Annotated in this window: 14 protein-coding genes and 3 pseudogenes; 7 read left to right on the forward strand and 10 right to left on the reverse strand. The window is 68.4% G+C overall.

The window, feature by feature from the left end:
- Positions 1-203: 203 nt before the first annotated feature.
- Positions 204-345, forward strand: a pseudogene (locus IEY95_RS49670) (ATP-binding protein); the annotation flags it as partial.
- A 10-nt stretch (positions 346-355) separates the two neighbouring features.
- On the opposite strand, the gene IEY95_RS40110 reads toward IEY95_RS49670, so the two are convergent.
- The 3 genes and pseudogenes from IEY95_RS40110 to IEY95_RS40120 form a co-directional block, all read right to left on the reverse strand.
- On the reverse strand, positions 356-1,099 hold the full coding sequence (locus tag IEY95_RS40110) for a GNAT family N-acetyltransferase (RefSeq protein WP_189191179.1): 744 nt from the start codon (positions 1,097-1,099) through the stop codon (positions 356-358).
- A gap of 375 nt (positions 1,100-1,474) precedes the next feature.
- A pseudogene (locus IEY95_RS40115) lies at positions 1,475-2,360 on the reverse strand (phosphotransferase family protein).
- 217 nt (positions 2,361-2,577) lie between these two features.
- On the reverse strand, positions 2,578-2,760 hold the full coding sequence (locus IEY95_RS40120) for a hypothetical protein (RefSeq protein ID WP_189191180.1): 183 nt from the start codon (positions 2,758-2,760) through the stop codon (positions 2,578-2,580).
- Positions 2,761-3,008: 248 nt separating this feature from the next.
- On the opposite strand from IEY95_RS40120, the gene IEY95_RS40125 reads away from it, so the two are divergent.
- The 4 genes from IEY95_RS40125 (at position 3,009) to IEY95_RS40140 (ending at position 7,042) form a co-directional block, all read left to right on the forward strand.
- Entirely contained in the window at positions 3,009-3,215 is a 207-nt protein-coding gene (locus IEY95_RS40125; RefSeq protein WP_189191181.1) for a hypothetical protein, read from the forward strand.
- Positions 3,216-3,527: 312 nt separating this feature from the next.
- Positions 3,528-4,229 carry a 2-phosphosulfolactate phosphatase gene (locus IEY95_RS40130; RefSeq protein WP_308429396.1) on the forward strand — a complete coding sequence of 234 codons (702 nt, stop codon included), beginning with the start codon at positions 3,528-3,530 and terminating at the stop codon, positions 4,227-4,229.
- A 480-nt stretch (positions 4,230-4,709) separates the two neighbouring features.
- A complete protein-coding gene (locus IEY95_RS40135; protein WP_229703675.1) occupies positions 4,710-5,948 on the forward strand; it encodes a hypothetical protein in 1,239 nt (412 codons plus the stop codon).
- Positions 5,939-7,042, forward strand: coding sequence for a hypothetical protein (locus tag IEY95_RS40140; protein ID WP_189191184.1), 1,104 nt, complete (start codon positions 5,939-5,941; stop codon positions 7,040-7,042). The genes IEY95_RS40135 and IEY95_RS40140 overlap by 10 nt, the downstream gene beginning before the upstream one ends.
- On the opposite strand, the gene IEY95_RS40145 is transcribed toward IEY95_RS40140, so the two are convergent.
- The 3 genes from IEY95_RS40145 to IEY95_RS40155 form a co-directional block, all read right to left on the reverse strand.
- Positions 7,032-7,436, reverse strand: a complete 405-nt coding sequence (locus tag IEY95_RS40145; RefSeq protein WP_189191185.1) for a hypothetical protein — start codon at positions 7,434-7,436, stop codon at positions 7,032-7,034. The genes IEY95_RS40140 and IEY95_RS40145 overlap by 11 nt on opposite strands.
- 87 nt (positions 7,437-7,523) lie before the next feature.
- Positions 7,524-9,086 carry a mucoidy inhibitor MuiA family protein gene (locus tag IEY95_RS40150; protein ID WP_189191186.1) on the reverse strand — a complete coding sequence of 521 codons (1,563 nt, stop codon included), beginning with the start codon at positions 9,084-9,086 and terminating at the stop codon, positions 7,524-7,526.
- An 8-nt stretch (positions 9,087-9,094) separates the two neighbouring features.
- A complete protein-coding gene (locus IEY95_RS40155; protein WP_189191187.1) occupies positions 9,095-11,167 on the reverse strand; it encodes a DUF4139 domain-containing protein in 2,073 nt (690 codons plus the stop codon).
- A gap of 1,130 nt (positions 11,168-12,297) precedes the next feature.
- On the opposite strand from IEY95_RS40155, the gene IEY95_RS40160 reads away from it, so the two are divergent.
- Positions 12,298-13,473: a hypothetical protein gene (locus IEY95_RS40160; RefSeq protein ID WP_189191188.1), complete on the forward strand. Its 1,176-nt coding sequence runs from the start codon at positions 12,298-12,300 to the stop codon at positions 13,471-13,473.
- Positions 13,474-13,854: 381 nt separating this feature from the next.
- Here IEY95_RS40160 and IEY95_RS40165 read toward each other — a convergent pair whose 3' ends face one another.
- On the reverse strand, positions 13,855-14,361 hold the full coding sequence (locus tag IEY95_RS40165) for a SigE family RNA polymerase sigma factor (RefSeq protein WP_189191189.1): 507 nt from the start codon (positions 14,359-14,361) through the stop codon (positions 13,855-13,857).
- 578 nt (positions 14,362-14,939) lie between these two features.
- On the opposite strand from IEY95_RS40165, the gene IEY95_RS40170 reads away from it, so the two are divergent.
- Positions 14,940-18,608 (forward strand): nSTAND1 domain-containing NTPase, encoded by a 3,669-nt coding sequence (locus tag IEY95_RS40170; RefSeq protein WP_189191190.1) that lies wholly within the window; start codon positions 14,940-14,942, stop codon positions 18,606-18,608.
- A 368-nt stretch (positions 18,609-18,976) separates the two neighbouring features.
- On the opposite strand, the gene IEY95_RS40175 is transcribed toward IEY95_RS40170, so the two are convergent.
- From IEY95_RS40175 to IEY95_RS49675, 3 genes and pseudogenes are all read right to left on the reverse strand, one after another.
- Entirely contained in the window at positions 18,977-19,327 is a 351-nt protein-coding gene (locus tag IEY95_RS40175) for a cupin domain-containing protein (protein ID WP_189191191.1), read from the reverse strand.
- 15 nt (positions 19,328-19,342) lie between these two features.
- Positions 19,343-20,188 carry a class I SAM-dependent methyltransferase gene (locus IEY95_RS40180; protein ID WP_189191192.1) on the reverse strand — a complete coding sequence of 282 codons (846 nt, stop codon included), beginning with the start codon at positions 20,186-20,188 and terminating at the stop codon, positions 19,343-19,345.
- Positions 20,189-20,233: 45 nt separating this feature from the next.
- Positions 20,234-20,671, reverse strand: a pseudogene (locus IEY95_RS49675) (DUF6457 domain-containing protein); the annotation flags it as partial.
- Positions 20,672-20,739: the final 68 nt, after the last annotated feature.

Consider the following 20,739-nt stretch of genomic DNA (forward strand, 5'->3'; position numbering starts at 1 on the left):
GTCTGGGGCGAACCTCAACGCTGTGTTGGGTGGGGGCTTTCAAGGATCAGCAGCAAACTTCACCCAGGCCGCCGGCCGCCCACTTCCTCAACCAACAACCCTCCCCCGCTCCCATCCCGTCCGCCGTCGACCCACACACCGTGGAGCAGGCGTGGTCCATGGCATCCAGGTGGAGCGCCACCGTACGAACGACCTGGGTCACCGGCTGGAGCAGGACCTTCACCGATCCGCGGCTCTGCGCGGCGATTGCAGACCGGCTCACCTTCAACGCCTCCATCATCGAGACCGGCACCGAGTCGTCGCCTGGCTCGCTCCAAAGCCCAGAGGAACACAGCCGCAGGGTGACAGGCTCTGCTCAGTGTTCCAGGCGAAGCTCCTCCTGGTTCAAGCGGAGGCTGAGCTGGCTTCCCAGCTCGCGAAACCCCAGCGCCCGTGCGACGTTACGGGAGGCCATCGGGCGGGCACGCCATTGCGGGAGCAGACCGTCGGCGAGTGCCTGCGCCACCGCTGCAGAAGCGACCTGCCGCGCCAGCCCGCGGCCTCTTTCCCCTGGTGCGGTGAGCACGCACAGATGGGCGACTGCCGCGGGCCAGGCTTGAAACCCCGCCGCGGCCACCACGTCCGTGCCCTTGCGCACGACGAACGCAGCGGAGGTGATCTCGTCCATCCCGCTCTCGTCGGCGTCCTCGGGCGGCACCGACTTCACCAACGTCATCAGGTCCTGATGTCCGGGGGCAAGCCGTTCAATGCGCCGGTCAGCCGTCACCGGGCGGAAGCCGTCACGTGACACGTATCCCAAGACCGCCGGACCCAGCACCTCATTCACAGGCAATACGGCCCGAACCGTATCTGGAGACGTCAGTGAACTGGTCGGCATCATGGCCAGGATCCGACGCAGAACCTGCATAGCCGTGTCGGTCGGCGCCGTGACGATCGCCGAGTCGCCCAGCACCACGATCCCGGCCCACGACGGCGGAGCCAGCTGCGAGGCGGGCGACGTGACCACGTCCAAGCCCCCTGCCAGGGAAAACGACACCGGCACAGCAGCCAGCGTTTCCCATACGCCTCGGGCCTGCTTCAGCAACGGATCAACAGCCATCAGCCGATCCTGCCACCCCCAGATCACACACGCCGAGGATTCCGCTGGCCGCCGCAGTGACGAGGCGTCTCAGGTGATCCCAACGCAAGCCGTTCCGCGGGGCCGCTTCAGGACGTCCGCAAGCCTCGAAGTCTCCACCGACTGGGGCCGCTCGAAGCCAACATGCCGGGGCCGCTGAACGGCTCTGGCAGCGATCACGGGGAGCCGTTACGGCGAGTGATATTGACGTTCGATTCGGAGGCGTCGCAGGGCTGTCGGCCGGGAGCCAGCCCGTACGCGGGGGTGCCCGGTGCGGGTGTGCGATCGGCTCCGCTGCCGGACGTGGCAGCCGGGCCCGGCGCTCGCCGCCCGGCCCGCGCCCCGGACCGCCTTGGCTCAGCCCAGCGCGTCCATCAGGGCGGTGACATAGGCATCCAGCCGCTCCTCCACGGCTCGCGTCGTCAGCTCTGTCCTCCCTGCCTCCCGCCATGGTTGCGACACCGACTGCACTTCTTCTGAGAACGCCGGCCCGTCCCGCACCCGCCAGTACAGCCGCTCGCTCGCTGCCGCGGCCAGCACCCCGCCAGCCCTCATACGCCTCAGCGAACCGCAGACCCCACGCCGGGCCGTGCAGCAGCGCGAGATTGGTGGAGCAGTGCGCCACATCGAGATGCGCCGGGCCCCAGGAGGTCGCTGCCCCGTCGACGACGCCGGTGATCCGAGCACCTGCCGGCCCTTGGGGGCGGCACGTCGAACAGCACGTTGCCCGGTTGTAAGTCCCGGTGCAGGAACCGCCCCTCATAGGGCGGCGCGGGCTTGCGGATCACGTCGATCGCCGCGGCCCATGCCGCCGCGTCGGCGCCCTCGGAGTCACGACGGTGTCGGCGGTCGTCCACGCCACATAGTCCCGGGGCCGCTCGTCGGGGCACAACGCGTGGATCGCCACGAGTTGACGGGCCAGCAGAGGGACGCGCGTCTCCCATCCCTCATCGTCGAGGACCGTCCGGCCTGCCAGATGTGTCATAAGGAGCGACGGATACTCGCAATGCGCGGCGGTCGGATCAACCGCGACCAGTCCAGGAGCCGACACGCCGGTCCCCGTGAGCAGGGTCAGGGCGCCGGCCTCCCTGTTCAGCCAGTCCTCGGCGTGCTCCACGTTGACGAAGGTTCGCAGCACCAGATCACGGGTGCCTCCGTCCCGCGTGCCGATGGTCAGCCTCCGCATTTCGGCAGTGATGCCGCCGTGCAGCGCCTCGGCTCTGACGATCCGTTCGCCAGCCACAGCCTGGAAAGTCCCCGTTCAGCGGACTCTGGCAGTGATCGCGGGGAGCCGTCACGATCGGTCACTGAAGGAGGATCATCTTGCGAAGCAGTTCGAATTCGGCCCGTCTGTATAGCTGCTCGGCGAACGTGCGCTGAGGACAGGCGTCATGAGCGCATGCGAAGCGCCTCGCCGAGGGCAGGACCCGTGCTGCATGCCCGGCCAGCGGAAGATCCTGCTAGCGACGCTCGTAGCGGTCATGCACACGTGTCGATGCCCGGCCACAGGCCGGGCACGAGCCCGCGTCACGGCGGGCACTGAGCCTCACCACCATCCCGCACGTGCCGTGCGCCGCCGTGGTGACCAGTACCTCGAAGCCCTTGAACAGCACGTCCTGCAAGGCGAGTTCGTCGTGCTTCATGCCCTGGACGTCGACGCCGGGGGCACAGTTAAGCCCGCCCCACCGGGACATGACGGAGCATCACACCCGGCGTACCACGGCGGGGCGTACCCCGGCTCGCGGTCCGGATTCGAACGGACTCTTCACGGACCGCAACGGCTCTCTGTGATCGCTGCCGGAGCCCGCTGAACAACGTCACAGCCAGTGCAGAGCCCGTTTCACTGGAACTGCCATCAGGTGAGCCTGCCTTGAGAGGGGCGTCCGGGGACGTGGGCGAAGGAGGGCATCCCGAGGTCGGTGATCTGTCGAACGCGGGCCTGCGCGGCGTCGCGTTGGGCAAGCTTGTCCTGTGCACCAGCGAGACTGACTTCGAGTCCTTCGATCTCGCCCAGCCAGCCTTCGCGTTCGGCCGCGGTGATCCGGGCGAGGAGGTTGTCGCGGACTTCGACCAGCCCGCAAAGCGCGGCGCCGGGTGATGAAGGCACGGTGGGCCTCGATCGCCTCGGCAGGGTAGCCGGCGTGGTAGCCCATCGTGGTGTTGATGTTGGCGTGACCGGCGATGACCTGTGCGATATGAGGTGGCAGGCCGGAGCGGATGGCGTCGGTGATGAACATCCGCCTTGTGTCCGCAGAGGCTGTGTGCGGGTGACCCGTGCTATTGAGCAGGCGTGTAGCTGCGGACCACTTTCGCGACGCAGGCAGCTGGATGTGTTGCATTCCGATACTGCCAATGTGATGTGGGCCACTCTCTGAGCGCTTAGGGTCGGGCATGCGCGATCATGATCGGAGTGGACGCTTGTTTCCTTGGCATCGCTGAGCTGGTCGAAGCCCCGTCCGTGGCGGTCGTAGTCGACGTCATGCGTGCTTTCACCGTGGCTGCCTGGGCCTTTGCCCAGGGGGCGGAAAAGATCGTTCTTGCTGAGTCGCTGGACGAAGCCCTGGCGCTCAAGGCTCGCCACCCGGATTGGGTGGCGCTCAAAGACGGTCCGCCCGCGCCCGGGTTCGACATGGTCAACTCGCCGGGCCTGCTGCGGTCCGTTGACCTTGGCGGACGGACCGTTGTTCAGAAGACCACGGCAGGGACAGTCGGCGCCCTCGCAGTCAAGGAGGCGTCGCTGGTGCTGTGCGCCAGCTTCGTGGTGGCGGAGGCGACGGCTCGGCTCTTGCGGACGCGCAAGAGTGACAGGGTCACGTTCGTGGTCACTGGCGACGATGGGCAGGCCGATGAAGATCTGGCGTGTGCTCAATACATCGCTCGGAGGGTCACGGAGGCTGGGACGGATGCTGCTGAGTTCGTCCGCCGCGCTGCCGAGTCGCGCGCTGCCGCCGAGTTGACGGAGGGTGTGCGTCAAGGAGTCCATTCTGATGACGTTGCACTCTGCCTTGAGGTCGACCCGTTCCCCTTTGCCATGGTGGCGACCTTGGAAGGTTCGCTCATGGTCCTCCGTCCGTGCGCCATGCTTTCACTGACCGACGATCCCCCGATCTGATCGCTGGTTGGGGCGAACTCGCACCATGCGAGAGCCAGCACCCAGTCGGGCATGCGGCATCAACTGCATGTCCCGATGACGGTGGTTCGGGGTGGCGGCAGGCGGCTGACCTGGGTTGTGGCCGCGGCTTCGCGGAGCCGGACGTGGTGGGGAACTCCACGGCTGCCCAGGTCCAGAACGCTCGGTACTCGGCCTAGTCGAAGCGAAGAAGGTCGCCTCGTTCCCCAGTGAGGTGCGCGGGGCAGCTGGGACTGGCCTGACACAGCGACATCTTGTCCTCCGGCCAAGATTCTTGACGGCAGTCCGACACCCCGCCGGCCCCGCTGCGCGGTACGGCGCTCGCCCGTCTTCTCGGTCCTGGAGATGCCCACTCGTAGGAAGATACGACTCTGATAGGTTCCAGGCCTTGATCCGCCGGTGATGACTTGATTCTGCTGGTAGTACTGGGGAGGGGGCTCCGTGGGCCGGGTGCCGTCATGGTTGCGCAAGCCGCTGTTCATAGGGCTGTCGCTCGTGTTGTCGGTCACCGTGGCGGTGTTGTTCTTCGGCGTCGGCCGTTCGGACGGCAGTGGTCATTCGGTGGCGAATCGGGCGCAGTTGAAGCGTGCCTGTGCGGGACTGCTGCCGTACGAGGAGCTGCGGGGCCTCGTGCCCGACGACGTTGCGGGCACGGTGAGCCAGTACGGCACCATGCTCGAGCCCGATGAGGACAGCCGCTCCCTGGTGAACTGCTCCCTCACCTGGCCGGGGCATGGGTCGGTGCGGGTGCGGGCCGTCGCACTCATCTCCCGGATGCCGACGACGTTGCGGGCTGAGGACATACTGCCCGGCGGTGACGACGAGGGGTACGAGGCGCCCGGGGTCACCGGCAGGGTGGGCAACGACGGGCGGACGTGGGTCGTCGCCGAGTGCCCCGGCGGGCTCGAGGGCCGGGTGCGCGAGGTGTCCGGGATGTATGTCACAGCCGATGTCGATCTGCCTGTTCCCGGCAAGGGGAAGTCGGCCGAGTATCTCGCGGACTTCCGTACCGCCGTCCAGGTCGCCAACGGGATCACCGCGGCTCAGAAATGTGGTGGCTCCCCGCTGAAGATGCCTACGCGGGTCATCGACACATATGAGGTCCATGTCACCACGGACGCGGACGGGGGCAACATGAAGGTCGTGGGGATCGACGAGCCGGGCCTGGGCGTAAAAAAGTGCCGTGGGCTCGGCAGGCGAGCGGGCTTCCCCGGCAGGTGGACCGCCAGCGGCGATCTGCAGGACTCACGGCTGCTGAGCGTCTGCGACGCCACCATCCTGGACCGCAAGGACCCGATGGACACCGATCCGACACCATCCGACGGTGCGGTCGTCAATGTCTCGGCGGCAAGTTGGGCCGGGCCGCTCAGCAAGTCCGCCAACGACGAGTACCACCTCACCGGTGACAGCTTCAGCTTCCGCGAAGGGGCGCCGACAAAGGTCATCCCCGAATCGGAGCCGCACGAACTTGCCCTGTGGGCACGGTCGGAGTGCGCCGCGGGCAGCACGTATCACCGTGTCACCGTCCGCACGGAGACCTCCGACCTCAGCCCGCAGACGCTCAGTGAGGCAGAGCGGACCAAGTTCTCCAAGGACGCCCGCAAGCTGATGGACGGCTATCTCGCCGACCCCGACAGCTGGCCCAGGCAGCAGCGGTGCCATGACACCAAGATTCTTGGAGAGGTGGAGGGATGGCACTGAGGCGGATCGTCCTCCGGGCGGTCGGGGCCCTTGTCGCAGCGGCCGTTGCCGTCGCTGGGTATCTCCTGGTGCACGGCGACTTCCAGCGCTGGAGCGACGAGTCGGCGCTTGACGGAGCCTGCGACGGCCTGCTCGACCGGAACACGGTGCGCGACGTCCTCGGGCCGGGGGCTGTCGAGGTCGAGCACGAAAGACGCGGTGCGGGCCTGGTGGGCTGCGAGGTGCACATCCACGACGGCGGCACCGCCGAAATCCGTATCCTCGACACCGCGCAGGTCGGACAGCCCTGGGACTCCCTCTACACGGGTTCGTCGAGTGCGCTCGCCGTGCCGGTCGGCCAAGGGTGGACAGGGCTCTTCGGAGCCGACCCGGACGCCTTCGGGCCGACGGACCCCTTCAGGGCCGACGAGGACGAGAAGGTGACCACGAGCCTGGTCCTTGAGTGCACCAAGGAAAGCAGCGCCAGGGGCCTGTCCGTCACCGTCGAGACAACGCTCGACAAGACACTGGACGACCCGGCAAACCGACCGGAGTTCGCCAGGATCGCCGCCTCCACCGCGGTCAAGGCCTCGAAGACCCGGCACTGCGGAGCCAAGCTCGGAAAGCCCGTCCGTAGCCTCGACCTGCCGGTGAACGAGGACGAGTACAAGCCGCTCAGCACGGCCGACGGAACCTGCTCCGGCATTTCCGCCGCACGTGGTGTGGCGACCGCCACCGAGACCGACCGCGAGGGCGCCCCGCACGAAACCTGCCGGCTCGCCGACGCCGATCTCAGGACACGCTACGTGCTCGAAGCGGACTACGGCCCCTATGCGCAAGAGCGGTTGCTCCGCTACGAGGAGGAGTCCTCTGAGGACACACCGAGCACTGACACACCCGCGCACCACCGCGACCGTGACGGCCGGATGAGCTGGACGGCGGCCAAGTGCCTTGACGGCCGTGCCCTGTTCACCCTGCAGCCCTTGTATGAGAGGGGGGAGATCCGCGAGTACCCGAGGGACAACGCGGACCTTGCCTACGAACGTGCCGCCCTCAAGGCATTCGCCGAGCGCTCGGCGAATGCCCACGGATGCTCCGCCCCAGTCACCCCATGACGCCCCCCGAGCGTGAAGCCGTCGCCGAGACAGCGCGCGATGGGGATGAGCGATCTACACCGATGCCGTACAGCGGGTTCGTCTCGTCCCGGATCCCGGCCACCTCGAAGTACCCGGTCGGCGACTCGGAGTCGTCGCCCCAACCACCTTGGCGGCGGGCGCTCCAGCGTGCCGGATGGGGCGCTGTGTGGTCCTGATGAAGCTTGGCCATGACCGTGCGGTCCCGGAAGCCGACCGCCGGCGGAACCGGCAGCCCGACCGGGCGCGTCCGGCCGACGAGGAACAGGTCGAGGCGTATGTGCTGTCGGCAGGCGGGAGGCCTGCCCTCGCGGCGGCCGGTCGCGACCGGGCGACAGGCCGCGTACCGGCGGCCCCAGCGGTGACCGGCCCTCATGTCCTTCGGGTGTGCGAGGCGGCTTCCGGCTGGGGGCGGGAGCCAAGATCAGGCCTGCACCAGCAGGCGTGCAGCGGCCCACCGAGCTCAGAGCCCGGTGACTTTGGCGCTCGCCGACAGCTCGTAGACCAGGGTGACCGTGCGGCGGCTGCCGGGCGGGAGGGTGACGTCCCAGCGGGCGATGCCCTCGGCGTCGACCACGTCGGGCGCCGGGGAGCATGAATCCTTGTGCAGGCGTATCTCCACTGCCGAGACCTCGGAGACCGGGATCCGCTCCCGAAGGACGACCACCCGCTCGCCGTGCTCCCCCGGGGCGGAGAACCGGGACAGGTGCAGCCGGACCGTGCGGGTGACCACGGTCCGCTGGGTGATTCCGGCGGAGTCGCGGGACTCCTCGGCATGACGGACCACCCTGTAGTCGTCGCAGCTGCCGAAGGCCAGCTCAACGGGGGCGCCGGGGGCAGTGAAGTCCAGCGTGCCGCGGCCGGTGAATCCGCTGCCTCGGACCAGGTCCACGGGTCCGGCGAGCAGTGCGTGGCCGGACAGGTTGTCGAACCGCACCACCTGGGTGACCAGGGGGGACAACTCCGGTGAGCAGGCGTACTCACTGGGCGAGGCCGTGGTGAATGCGGAGAGCAGGACTCGGTGGGCTCGGCCGTCACCGGGCACCGAGACCGGCGCGGGGGATCTCAACACCCGCGCCTCGCCGCCGTCGTCCACCCCTGGCAGGCCGAGCACCGGGGCCGGGCCGAGGGTCCCGATCTCCTCCTCGCGCAGCTCCACGTCGACCATGCGGCGCTCCGCTGCGGAGCGGTCCTTGAGCGTCAGCCGGTCCTCGCCCAGCTGTGGTGGATCGGTGGCCAGCGCCGAGCGGGCCGTCGACAATGTCAGTCGCACGTCCGACCAGTCCTCACCGGTGCGCTGCCAGACCACCGCGTCGGTCTCCAGTGTCAGGGAGTCCCCGTCGAGCACGGCACGGTAAGCGGGCCGCCACAGCGCACACGGGGTGAGGTGGCTCAGGCGCAGCCCGACCGGCCCGGCGACCGCGGCCTCCACGGTCAACTCGATATGGCCGACCAGCTCGGCGGGCTCCTCCTCGGAGAGGTGCATGGCCCGCTGGGCTTCCCCGAGTTCGGCAGCGAGGGCGGCCAGCCGGGCCTCCACAGTACGGAGTTGCTCGCCGTACGTGTCGCGTTCGTCGTCCACCCGGTCCAGTTCGCGGGCCCAGCGGGGCCGTTCGGTCTCCCCGGAACCAGCGCCTTCGCCGATCTCTCGTAGCAGATCGGCGGCGAGGCGGCCGAGCAGGTCAAGGTGGGCATGCAGCCGGTCGCGTCGCTGCCCCAGGACCAGCCGCTCCTCTTCGAGGGTGTATATGCGGTGGTGCAGGGTGGAGTGGTCGTCGGTGGACGGCAGCGGCCCGCGCGGCGTCCAGCTGCGGACGATCCGCACGTCGAGCACGGCCGCGGGGTGATCGGCGGTCAGCTCGGCATGGAGGGTCCGGTCGACGGCCAGCGCACTGACCGGCCCGAGACGCAGCCGCTGGACCCCGGCCTGCAGGTCGAGCACGACGGCGCGCTCGATGTGGGCCCGATCCTCAAGGCACGTGACGGCGGTGACGGGGAGCGCGATCGGCTTCGGGGCCGTGGACATGGCGTGTGTCAGCTCCTGCGGTTGCCGCCGACCAGGGCCTTGCCGGTCGGGATGCGGATCTCGTAGCCGCCGTCGAAGGCGGCGGTGGTGCCTGCGGGGAGGTCCAGTCGCCAGACGCGGGTGCCCGGCGCATGTCGATCGGGCCCCGTGCCTTCTTCGGGTGCCGTCCAGTCGGCCCGTTCCTCGATCCGGACGTCCGGTTCGGAGGTGACCGGCACCCGCTCGCGGACTTCCACGGTGACGGGCCTCGCGAGCCGGTTGGCCAGCTCCACGTGGACGCGGTGGTCGAGCACGGTGGTGGTGTTGCGCAGGCCCGAGGTCGACTCGTGCAGGTTCGTACGGCGGGTGACCCGGATGCCCTCGGCCGGCCCGAGCCCCACCCGGCAGACACCGCCGGGGGCGAGCGTGGGCAGTGCGGCGGTCCCCAGGAAGTCGTCGTCGACGGTGACCTCCACCGGGCCGGCCAGCAGTGCCTGGTCGGTGGAGTTGGAGAGCACCAACGTGGCGTACACGGTCTGCTCCACGGACGGCACGCAGAGGTACTCGGTACGCAGGCCGACCGGGATCTCGCCGACGGTGACGGTGTGCCAGGTGCCGTCCGACGGAATGTCGGCGCGGGCGGTGGCATCGAAGCGGTGGTCGAAGGAACCCGCCGACTCGCGGGGCCGCACGGTCTGTCCGGGCAACGGCAGCGCGGCCACCGCTTCGGCGCGGCGGCGGTACTCGGCCCCGACCGGGTCGAAGGGAGAGTCGGGAAACAGCCGGCCTCTGCGACCGCCCTGCTCGTCGGGGCCGCACAGGACAAGGGCCGCGTAGTCGAGCTCGGCGCCGCTCGGCTGCGGCGGACCGGCTACCGGTGCCGGAGGGGGTGGCGGCGCAGCCCCGCCAGGAGCCGCGGGCGCCATGGCGGCGGGGGCCCCCGCGAAGGACCTGCCGCCGGTACGCGGCCTGTCGCCCGGTCGCGACCCGACTGGCTGCGCGAGGGCGGGCATCCCGCCGCCGAAGGCTTCCGGTGGAGCGCCGCCTGCACCGCCGGGCAGCGGGACTTCGGTCGGCGGACCGCCGTAGCCCTGCGGTGCCGGCGGCGGGGGAGGCGGCGGTGGCGGAACGGGACCGGATGCGGAGCCGGCCCCGACAGCCGCGAGTGCGGTGGTCCTGGCTGGGCCAGGGCCTGCAGCGTCGTACCCGGAAAACAGGTCGACGAGCCCGGCCGGAGGCTCGCGCCAGCCAGAAGGCGCGGGGGCGGGCTGACTGCGTCCGATCCGGATCGAGCGGAGCCTCGGCAGGTCGGTGCGGCGCCGAAGATCGGCGGTGGCCAGGGCGATGCGCACGCCGGTCCAGTCCTCGCCGGTCCGCTGGGCGACGGAGGCGCGCAGCACCAGACGGCCGCTGCCGTCGCCCTGACGGTGAGTGAGACGGTAGACCGGCACCCAGACGGCGCCCGACACCCCGTATTCCAGCTCCACCTCCGCATCACCGGTGCCGTCGAGGGTCAGGACCGCACAGACCGTGGTCTCCACGTGTGCTGACGGTGCGTCGGTGGAGGCGCGGGCGAGCCTGTCGGCGGCGACGGTGAGCGCGTGCTCGACGTTGCGCAGTGCCTCCTCCAGCTCGACGAGGCGGTTGTGCAGTCCGGTCAGCCGCTCGTCGACGAAGTCGGCGAGCTCCAGCCACGCGTCGACCGGGGTGCGGCGGTGCGGGTCCTCGCGCCTGCGGGCAGGTGGGACCGGGTGAAGAGCCCTGACCTCCTCGATCAGGCTCAGCTGTCGGTCCCGGCGTCCCTGCGCCGCCGCGTACTCGTCGCTCAGCCGCTCGACCTCGCGCCGCAACTCGTCGGGCGTGCCCGTGCCGAGCGACTCGGCTTCGACTTCCACCCGGGCCTCGGTGACGCGCACCCCGGGGGCGCCCAGGACACGGGCCCGCAGCGAGCCCGGGTCCAGCGAGCGGGGCAGTCCCGTCACCCGCACTCGGCCGTCAGACGACACGCTGCCCCGGGCCAGGCGGCGGCAGACCGCGCCCTGCGCGTACACCACGACCGAATCGAGGGTCGACCCCCACCTCTGTGTTGACTCAGCCGTCATGTGCTCCGCCCCCCGCCGCGTACATGCTGAGCGAAGCCTACGCCCGGGCGGTCTGCGCGTCCGCGTCGCATCAGGAGGATGGTGTCCAGGACCACGCGCCCCGTTGGCTGAGCAGCCGTTTCACACCTGGACCTGCTGGTGCAGAGCGCGCACTCCCGCACCGGGGCGAGCTTGGGCCGAGGTCGATGATCACGCTGTGGTCGAGCAGGCCGGCTTTCATTCACGCCCATTGTTCTTGAAGGCGCCAAGACCCTGGAAGGCAAGCAGCCTCCCGTGCGGGGGGTGTTGTAGCCGTGCGGCCTCGAAAGGCCTGATGCTGCAGGGGGGTTGGGGCGGCGTGATGCTCGGTCACCCATCTGCGTGCGGATGCGGTCGGCGATGGCATCGAGCGAGCGAGTGCTCCGCACACGTCGCGGTCACGAGCACCTGGTCGCCCCCCCCCCCCCCGGCTCAGGCGCCAAAGCCTGGGAGGTCTGCCCACTCCTAGAAGCACACGGCCAACACATCAACACCTCAACCGCCCGCCTCCGCACACCATCCGACGTCGCGACGTTCCTCACTTCCGACCCCACCCAAACCAAGGTCAAAGAGACGAGTTAGAGATCTGCACGCCCTGAACTGAGAGCTCCTGACGGAATGCGGTTCGCAGGCGGCGCCAGCCCTTGAGCCAGACGCCAGAGTTGTTCCAGTCCTGCAGCGTGAGTCCACCAGCCACGGCTGAGGATCAGTCCGTCCAGCAGCTCGTCGGCATGGGCGTGGGGGTCCTAGGCGGTGCGGGCGAGTGGTCCCGTACTCCGATCACAAGGTGGCCTCCACCAGCACCGTAGCCCGCAGTACCTTGCGGGCATCTGCCGAATCTGCGGAGGGAGCCGGCTGGCTACGCGCCCTGCGCGGCCGTGACAACAGGACGTGACGTGCGAGTTGAGGACTTCGCCCGTAGCTCCTACCGTTGATAAAAAGAGCGTTCAATCCGAGTTGCACGGTAACAATTTCAACGAAGTACCAGTTGGTGCATCATGACGATCTGGCCGGATTTCGGCTTTACCCAAAGCCCCTATGACACTGACTCTCTCCCCCCGACAGCGACAGGGGAAAGGCTGCTAGTGGGGCGAGAGCGTCACATACGACGCTTGATCAATCGGCTGGCCTCCTCTTCGAGTCACGTCACGATAGAAGGTGAGGCTGGTGCTGGAAAGACGAGCCTCATAACCATAGCCAACTACCGAATGAAGCGGAATAGCGATAAGGCTAGGAGCCCGCTGCTACTGCCCATTGGGGAAGAATTTCAGCTCACCACGAAAGATGGTGTGACGGCTCTCGAATTTAAGATTTATCGGGCGATGGCGGAAGCATTCATTCGATACAGGGACAGGCTGCGTGAATGGGGATATGACACGCCTAAAGTGAGAGACGTAAACAAGTGGATGAATTCACCTACAGTCAGGTCGATATCCGCTGGAGCTTCAATCGCCGGCGTTGGCGTGACGGGTGCCCGAAGTGAATCCGTAAACACTTCGGTCGCATTTGCAGAAACAGGTCTTGCCAAGACGGTTCGAGACTGGATGTGCACATGCTTCGATCCACCGGGATGCGGATACTTCGTCTGCGTATTGGACAATTTAGAGCTTCTGATCAGCTCCGCTTCAGCGCGACAGGCGCTCGAGGAAATGCGCGACACGATCCTCGCCGAACCAGGCTTGAGGTGGGTTATCTGCGGCGCACGAGGGGTGGTGCGCACAGCGGCGGCCTCGCCTCGGCTCCAAGGCCGCTTGTGTCACCCGATCGAAGTGGATCCGTTGTCCATGGATGACGCTATAAAAGCCCTTGAGACTAGGATCGGTGAGTACTCGATAGGCGGGACACCCCCGGTCGGCCCCATTGGTTTTCAGCATCTCTATGAGATACTGAAATGCAATCTCAGGAACGCCCTCCAGAAGTGCGAGGATTTCAGTTTTTGGCTGCACGACGAGGGCATCTTGGATGCGGATGATTTGGAACACGTTGCGCTACTGGAATCCTGGTTGACGCTCCGTTCGGACGAATATGCCAACAACCCCAACATTTCAACAGTCGACTGGAGGCTCCTGGATGAAATGGTCGACAATGGGGGATCTTGCAATTTTGAAGACTTCAAGTCCTTCAATTTTTCGGATGCCCGAGAAATGAAGCGACACGCAGAGGAACTTGAGCGCCAAAATTTGATTGAAATGGCCCCTGGGGATACGGGAATGGATGCGGCCGTCGTAGCTCCCAATGGATGGCTCGCTCGATTTTCGAGATCTGGGTATAAAATTCCACGCAGCTGAGCGACATCTCAGTCGGCCGCTCTTTGCGTCTCCACCAGTTCATCGAATGTGTGTGCCACGTCTCCCGGCCGCCCGTCTTCTCGATGAGCCGGACCACGACGTTCGGGTCCGTGCTGCAGAGCCCGACCCACTCCGTGTAGCGGTCGTGAGGCGTCGGTTCCAGCGCCCACTCGCCTTCCACGGCGGGGCCTTCTCTGGAGGAAGCGATGTGGCGCAATGCACGACATCGGAGATCTGTGCAACGCAGCGCCGGTACCACCCACCGTCACTGGTGCAACAGGTGTGGCGCTGTCACCGATCGAGTGAAGCTGCTCGATGAGGAGCAGCGCGGGATGATGCACTCGTCTGGCCGGATATCAACCCGTACGCCACTACCTGCCTCTATAGGTAGCTGCGCTGTAGCTCCTCGCGGAGCCGGGCGAGCGCCCGGTGCAGCGTGCTCTTGACCGTGCCAGCCGCCATGCCGAGGGCAGCGGCCGTCTCTTCGGTGGACATGTGCTCCCAGTGCCGTAGTACGACGACGCTGCGCTGCTGGGGCGTCAGCGTCTTGATGATGTCCATGAGCAGCGCGCGGTCGGCATGCTGTTCGGTGGAATCCCCGATGCTCGCGTCCGGCATGTGTTCGATGGGGAGTTCCTCCAGCTTCCTGGCCCGCCACCACTCGGTGCGGGTATTGATCATTACGCGGCGCAGGTAAGCATCCGCGAGCCGCTTGTCCGTGAGGCTCCCCCACCGGCGGTAGGTGCGTAACAGCGCGGTCTGCAACAGATCCTGAGCATCGAGAGGGTCGGCAACCAGGCGCCGGGCGCTGCGCAGCAGTGCGTCGTGCCGCGCACGTACGTACTCCTCGAATTCCAGCACCTCATTAACGCGCTTGCGAGCGTCCACCGTCGGACTCCTTTGCTATGGGTGTGAGCAGCCGGAATGTGCCGCCGGGGCCGATGTGGGACAACACTGGGCGGCCGGTTTTACAACTGCCGACGCTGTGGAGTGAATAGACCACTCAGGCCAAGGTCGGCGCGGCGCGGGAAGCCGTGGTCTGCGCCCAAGTAGCAGCCGCAGTGGCACAGGGCCCCAGGATCCATCGAGAGATCCCAGGGCCTCGACGGTCGGCGAGGCCGTGTACGGCGATCCGGTCTGAAGTGCCGTCACGGAGCCCGAGGTACGTCCGCCGGTGTGCTGTTCGGTGAGTGTTCCTTCCACTCGGTTGAAGTGGCCGAAGCCTCGGCGCTGACGGTGCGCCGTACCGGCCCGGCTTGTGCCTGACACCGAGTTCAGCGGTCCTGGGATTGAATGGGCAGCCGGTTCTGCCACCCCGATCAATGGAATCCCCGAAGGTCACGGGCTGCAGTGTGGGGAGCTGACCAAAGAACGCGCCTCTGGTTTGCCCTCCTGCCCCGGGCGCGCGTACCGTCTGCCGGCACCACGCCGCCTCCACGGGGGAACCGGTGGCGGGAGGGAGTTCGATGGCGGGGCGTCCGGAAAGCCCGGTGGATCCGAGTGCCGGGCCGGTGGCGCGGTTTGCTGCCGAGTTACGCAAACTCCGGGCGGAGGCCGGCAGTCCGACGTACCGGATGATGGCGCAGCGCACCGGTCAGGGGGCGAGCACGCTCTCACAGGCGGCTGGGGGCGAGCGGCTGCCGACTCTGCCGGTGGTCCTGGCCTACGTACACGCCTGCGGCGGCGATGCGGTCGAGTGGGAGGAGCGCTGGGACCAGGCGTTCGCAGAGACGGCGGCCGAGCCTCGCACGGAGGATGGTGACGCTGAGCCCCCATACCGGGGCCTGGCTCGCTTCGAGCCCGCCGACGCCGCTTTGTTCTTCGGCCGCGGCCAGCTGACCGACCGCTTGCTCGAGCTGACGTCGTCCCGCCGGTTCACCGCCGTTTTCGGCCCATCAGGCAGCGGCAAGTCCTCTCTACTGCGGGCCGGCCTCATCCCCCGCCTGCGCGACCCCGATACGGCGGAGTCCCGACCAGCTGCCCTTCGTGTCCTCACCCCTGGCGAGCACCCACTGAGCACTCACGCTCAGCGCCTAATACCGGCCGAGGGGGAGGGTGACACGTGGCTGGTCGTGGACCAGTTCGAAGAGCTCTACACCCTCTGCGATGACGCCGGCGAACGTGACCAGTTCATCGACCACCTCCTGGCCGCTACCGATCCCGAGAGCCATCTGCGCGTGGTCATCTCCGTACGCGCGGACTTTCTCGGCCGCTGCGCCGAACACCGAGCCCTGATCACTGCGCTGCAGGACGGGACCCTGCTGGTCGGCCCCATGCGCCCGGAGGATCTGCGCGAGGCCATCGTCAGACCCGCTCAGACCGCCGGGCTGATCGTGGAGCGCGCGCTGACCGCTCGCATCCTCGACGAGGTCGAGGACGAACCCGGGGCGCTGCCTCTGATGTCCCACGCCCTGCTGGAAACCTGGCACCGCCGCAAAGGCCGCGCCCTGACCGAGTCCGCCTATGAGGCAGCCGGCGGCCTGCACGGCGCCATCACCCGCACCGCCGAGGACGTCCACGCGAGCCTCACCCCGACGCAGGCCGATCTCGCCCGCCGCGTTCTGCTGCGGCTGATCACCCCCGGTGCCGGAACCCCGGACACCCGTCGGCCCACCCAGCGAGAGGAGTTCGACTTCGGTGATCCCGCCGACACCGCGATCGTCCTGAACCGGCTGGCTCGGGCGCGCCTGGTCGCACTCGACGAGAACACGGTCGACATCGCCCATGAAGCCCTCATCACCGGCTGGCCCCGACTGCGGCAATGGATCGACGAAGCCCGGGAGCGGTTGCGCCTGCACCGTCAACTCACCGACGCCGCACGGTCCTGGAGCAACCTCAGCCGCGACCCCGGCGCGCTCTACCGCGGCACACGCCTGGCAGTGGCACAGGAAACCTTCACCGACCCGGGCGACCTGACCTCACTGGAAAGCGACTTCCTGGCGGCGGGTCTGGACGCACGCCGTCAGGAACAACGAGCCGCCATCCGCACCACCCGGCGGCTCCGGGCCCTCAGCGCCGCCCTGGCCGTCCTGGTACTGCTCGCCTCCGTGGCCGCTGTCACGGCCTTCAAGCAACGCTCCACGGCCCGGAACCAACGGGACATCGCCGTGTCCCGGCAACTCACCGCCGAGGCCGCCGAGTTACGCGGCGGGGACACGTCGTACAAGAGCCAGAACGTGTCCGTGGCAGCCCAACTGGACATCGCCGCCTACCGCATGCACCCTTCACCGCAGGCCTACACAGACCTGGTGAACGCCACGGCGACTCCGTTGTTCTCCGTCATCACCGACAAGAGCCCATACCAGCAGACAGCCGCGCTGGACCCGGACGGGCATACCCTCGCCACCACGGCGGGCGACGACAGGATCCGGCTGTGGGACGCCACCGTTCCTACCCAACCCAAGCGAATCGGCCGCCCCATCACAGGCAGCCTGATGGCATTCAGCCGGCGCGGGCACATTCTCGCCACCGTCGCCGTCAGCACGGGGACGCACACCAAAGGCGTGCTCCGCCTATGGGACACCACACACCCCGCCAACCTGACCGCGCTTGGCGCGCCCGTCCCCGTCGGCGACGTCAACGCGTTGACCTTCAGCTCCGACGGGCAGACGCTGGCCATCACCTCTGACACCGCCGACGGGGCGGATACCCAGGTCCAGCTATGGGACACCAGTCGGCCGCCGCATCCCAGGCGCCGCGGCACTCCACTGGCACATGGCGGTGCGGCGTTCAGCCCCACCGGGCACCTCCTGGCCACGACCAGCTACCAGGCCGAGGGGTACACAGTCCAACTGTGGAATGTCACTCGCCCAGGCCATGCCACGCGTCTCGGCAAGCCGCTGCCCGGTACGGACGTGCTGTTCAGCCCTCGTGGGAACGTGCTGGTCACCTCGACCGTCGCCAGTGAGGACTTCGGCGGCAGCATCCAGCTGTGGGACATCACCCGGCCGGACCACGCCAAGCGCCTCGGCAGCCCTCTCCAGATCCCCCATGCCGACCTCGCGGCGATGGCTTTCAGCCCCGACGGCCACGTCCTGGCCACCGCGCTGGACGACACGGTCCGCCTGTGGAACGTCACCAACGCGGACGGCCCCGTCGCTGTGGGCCAGCCCCTCGGCCAGCCGGGAGTTGATTCCCTGGACTTCGGTCCCGGCGGCCATACCCTGATCGCCGCCGCGGACACCGTCCGCGTCTGGACTCTTCCCCCTACCTTCCTCACGGACCGGGGAGGCTCCATCGGCGCGGTGTCCTTCAGCCCTGACGGGGCCACTCTGGCCACGGTCGCCGACTTCGACACATTCGACGCCAACACCCGTGGGGTCCTGCTGTGGGACGTCAGCGACCCCGCGTTCCCACGACGTCTCGGCGGAGAATTACTCGGAACTACCGCGGCGTTCAGCCCTCGTGGCCGGGTCCTTGCCACGGCCGGCAGCGGCAGAGTCTGGCTATGGGACACCACCGATTCCGCACACCCCAAACGCCTGGGTCCGCCCCTCCGCGTGTCGGGAAACTGGATTCCGTCGGTGGCTTTCAGCCCTGACGGGCACATGCTCGCGGAGGCTGTCGAGCAAAGTGAGATCTACCTGTGGGACACCACGGATCCTGCGCACCCCAAGCGAGTCGGAAAACCCCTCACCAGCACCACTGGTGACTTCACGGACCTGGCGTTCAGCGCCGACGGACTCACCCTTGCCAGCACCAACAACGATGAAGGCTCGTTCTGGGACATCAGCGAACGGCATCCCAAGAAGCTCAGCAACCGCCGTACCGGTCTAGGCCTGCTCCTCGACAACGGTGCCAACTCCTTCGCCGCTGTCGCCTTCAGCCCCGATGGGCACACTCTCGCCACTGCGGGCGACGATGAAGACGTCCGTCTGTGGCACCTTCCCGGCGGCGGTCAGCCGACACTCCTCGGGAACCCCCTCAAGGAGCACTCCAAGCCTGTGTCCGTCGTCGCCTACAGCACCGACGGCCGTACCCTCGCAACGGGCAGCGAAGACGGCACAGCCCGGCTGTGGGATCTGGACGCCGACCGGGCCATCCGACGCATCTGCGCTGCCACCGAGCACACCCTCACGGAAAAGGAGTGGCGACAGTACGTCGGAGGTATCGCCTACCACCCGCCGTGCCCGTGAAAGCACCGCCTCGCCTCGCCTCGCCGCCACGGTCCCGCTCAGCGCTCCGGTGCCGTCCGCGGTACCGGCACGGTGACGCGCAGCCCGTGCGGGGTGTTCGTCTCGTACGAGAGGAGCCCCCCGTTCGCGGCGAGCAGCGAGCCCGAGCCCGGAAGCCGAAGCCCTCCCCCTCATCGACGACCTCCAGGACGACGCCGCCTCCTGCCTGGCCCTCGCCGCGGCCGTCACCTCCCCGCCGCCCGTCGACATGGTCAGGCGCTCCCTGGCCCACGGCTTCGCCGAGGACGTCATTGCCCCACTGGCGTTCCTGCGGCGGTCGGTTCCAGCGGAACTGGCCGCCGCGGTACGTGACTCACTGCGCGGCCGGGTCAAGCTGCGGCGGGCCCGTCGGCGGCAGCAGGGTCCGGCGCCGGCAGCATGGTCAGCAGCATGACCGTGGGCTCGGTGGCGCGCACGGTGTGCGGCAGCCGAGCCGGCAGGTGGATCCAGGTGCCGGGCGTGGCCTGGGTCTTCTCCTCGCCGAGGACGAGGTCGAGGCGGCCCTTGACGACCTGGATGACGACCGGCAGGGCCGATGTGTGCTCGGTCAGTTCCTGTCCGGCGGCGAAGGCGAAGCCGACGACGCGCAGCCGGTCGTCGCGGTACAGGACGCGGCTGAGAGTGCCGTCCTCGGCCAGGGGCAGTTCGGTGGTCAGGTCGGGGATGACGGTGGCGGACATGCGGGTTCCTTCTCCTCAGGAAGTCGACGTGGTGGGAACGGCGATGAGGCCGATGGCGCCCAGGTGGGCCCGGTGGCGGCGGAAGACGCGGCGCATCTCCAGCACGCGGTGCCGGGCCGCCGGGTCACGCAGCGCCCGCCCTGCGATGCGCACGGCGTTCTCGAACCCCTCGTCGGCGATGAGGCGGCGCGGTTCGAGCAGCGCCATGGGCGCCCTCCAACGGGCGGTGACGGTGAAGCCCTCGGCGGCGAGCAGGGCGACCCAGCCGGACGGAGTCAGCGGGCGGGCGCCGACGTGGATGGCCTCGCCGAGGTCCCTGGTGATCTCCTCGGTGTGATCCGGGTCGAGGTCCTCGGGCAGCAGGCACAGCTCGTGGAGGGCGTACCGGCCGTCGGTGTCGGTGAGTAGCCGCCGGGCTTCACGCATGATGCGGCGCTTGGCCGGCTCGGGCTGCATGGTCAGCATGGCCTCCCCATACACGACGGTGGCGCTGCCGGACGGGAGTCCGGTGTCCGCGGCGTCGGCTCGCACGGCGACCACCTCGGTCGGCCCGCGGGCGGTGAGGGTGCCCAACCGTGCCACGGCGGCGGGGTCGCGGTCGACGGCGGTGTAGGAGCCCGGGCTCCGTTCGAGGGTGAGTCGGGCGGTGGCGTCGAGGCCGGCGGCCAGTTCCACCACCCGGTCGTCGCGGCCAAGGGCCAGGTTGTCGAGCATCCAAGTGGTGAGTTCCACGCCACCGGGGCGCAAAACGCGCTTGCCCAGGCGGGCCAGCAGCCAGTGGCCGGGCATGCGGGCGGCGTCCAGTCCCTCGCCGGGAACGCGGATGTTCTTCTGGAGGGCCTGAGGGTCCGTCGGTGCCATGTTCGTGCCTCGCTCTCTCCGCGCACCAGCCTTACTTAGGTGAACCTAACTTGAAGGGTTGCCTGGGTGCGGGGGCCGAACGTCCCGAATGAGGGGCCCAGTGGGCCCGTCACGGGAGGCGGCTTCGGCATGCCGGAGGGGCCCGGTTGGACCAGCGGTGGGATCGCTCCGTACCAGGAGGCGGAAAGCGGGCTCCCGTGATCGGTGGGGATGTGGTCGCGTGGCCCCGGAGGCGGGGTCGGAGCCGGCCTCTGCGGCCCACCGAGTGGCCAGTCCGCCGGCACGCCGAGCTGCGGCGGTCACGGCGTCCGGCCCGCCGCCGGTCTGCCCCGCCGCGTAGCCGACCAGGAAAGTCGTCAACGGCGCGGCGGGCCGGGCGACCCCGTGAGCTGCTTCGCCCGCGAGGGCAAGGAGAAGAGCCCGGTCGACTTCGAGGTCGATGCCCGGGTCCGATCTGAGGGCTGCCATCCATTCCTTCAGCACATCGTCCGTGATCGTCTTTCTCTCGTTCGTGTGACCGGTGAGCGCCTTGTTCGGCGCGCGTCGGCCGC

This window comes from Streptomyces albiflavescens, from assembly GCF_014645835.1.
Taxonomy (GTDB): Bacteria; Actinomycetota; Actinomycetes; order Streptomycetales; family Streptomycetaceae; genus Streptomyces; species Streptomyces albiflavescens.

Bases quoted from the DNA above. Each gene is read 5' to 3' on its own strand.
- IEY95_RS40110 (WP_189191179.1), bottom strand. From the start codon at position 1,099: ATGGCTGTTGATCCGTTGCTGAAGCAGGCCCGAGGCGTATGGGAAACG.
- IEY95_RS40120 (WP_189191180.1), bottom strand. From the start codon at position 2,760: ATGAAGCACGACGAACTCGCCTTGCAGGACGTGCTGTTCAAGGGCTTC.
- IEY95_RS40140 (WP_189191184.1), top strand. From the start codon at position 5,939: ATGGCACTGAGGCGGATCGTCCTCCGGGCGGTCGGGGCCCTTGTCGCA.
- IEY95_RS40145 (WP_189191185.1), bottom strand. From the start codon at position 7,436: ATGAGGGCCGGTCACCGCTGGGGCCGCCGGTACGCGGCCTGTCGCCCG.
- IEY95_RS40150 (WP_189191186.1), bottom strand. From the start codon at position 9,086: ATGTCCACGGCCCCGAAGCCGATCGCGCTCCCCGTCACCGCCGTCACG.
- IEY95_RS40155 (WP_189191187.1), bottom strand. From the start codon at position 11,167: ATGACGGCTGAGTCAACACAGAGGTGGGGGTCGACCCTCGATTCGGTC.
- IEY95_RS40170 (WP_189191190.1), top strand. From the start codon at position 14,940: ATGGCGGGGCGTCCGGAAAGCCCGGTGGATCCGAGTGCCGGGCCGGTG.
- IEY95_RS40175 (WP_189191191.1), bottom strand. From the start codon at position 19,327: ATGTCCGCCACCGTCATCCCCGACCTGACCACCGAACTGCCCCTGGCC.
- IEY95_RS40180 (WP_189191192.1), bottom strand. From the start codon at position 20,188: ATGGCACCGACGGACCCTCAGGCCCTCCAGAAGAACATCCGCGTTCCC.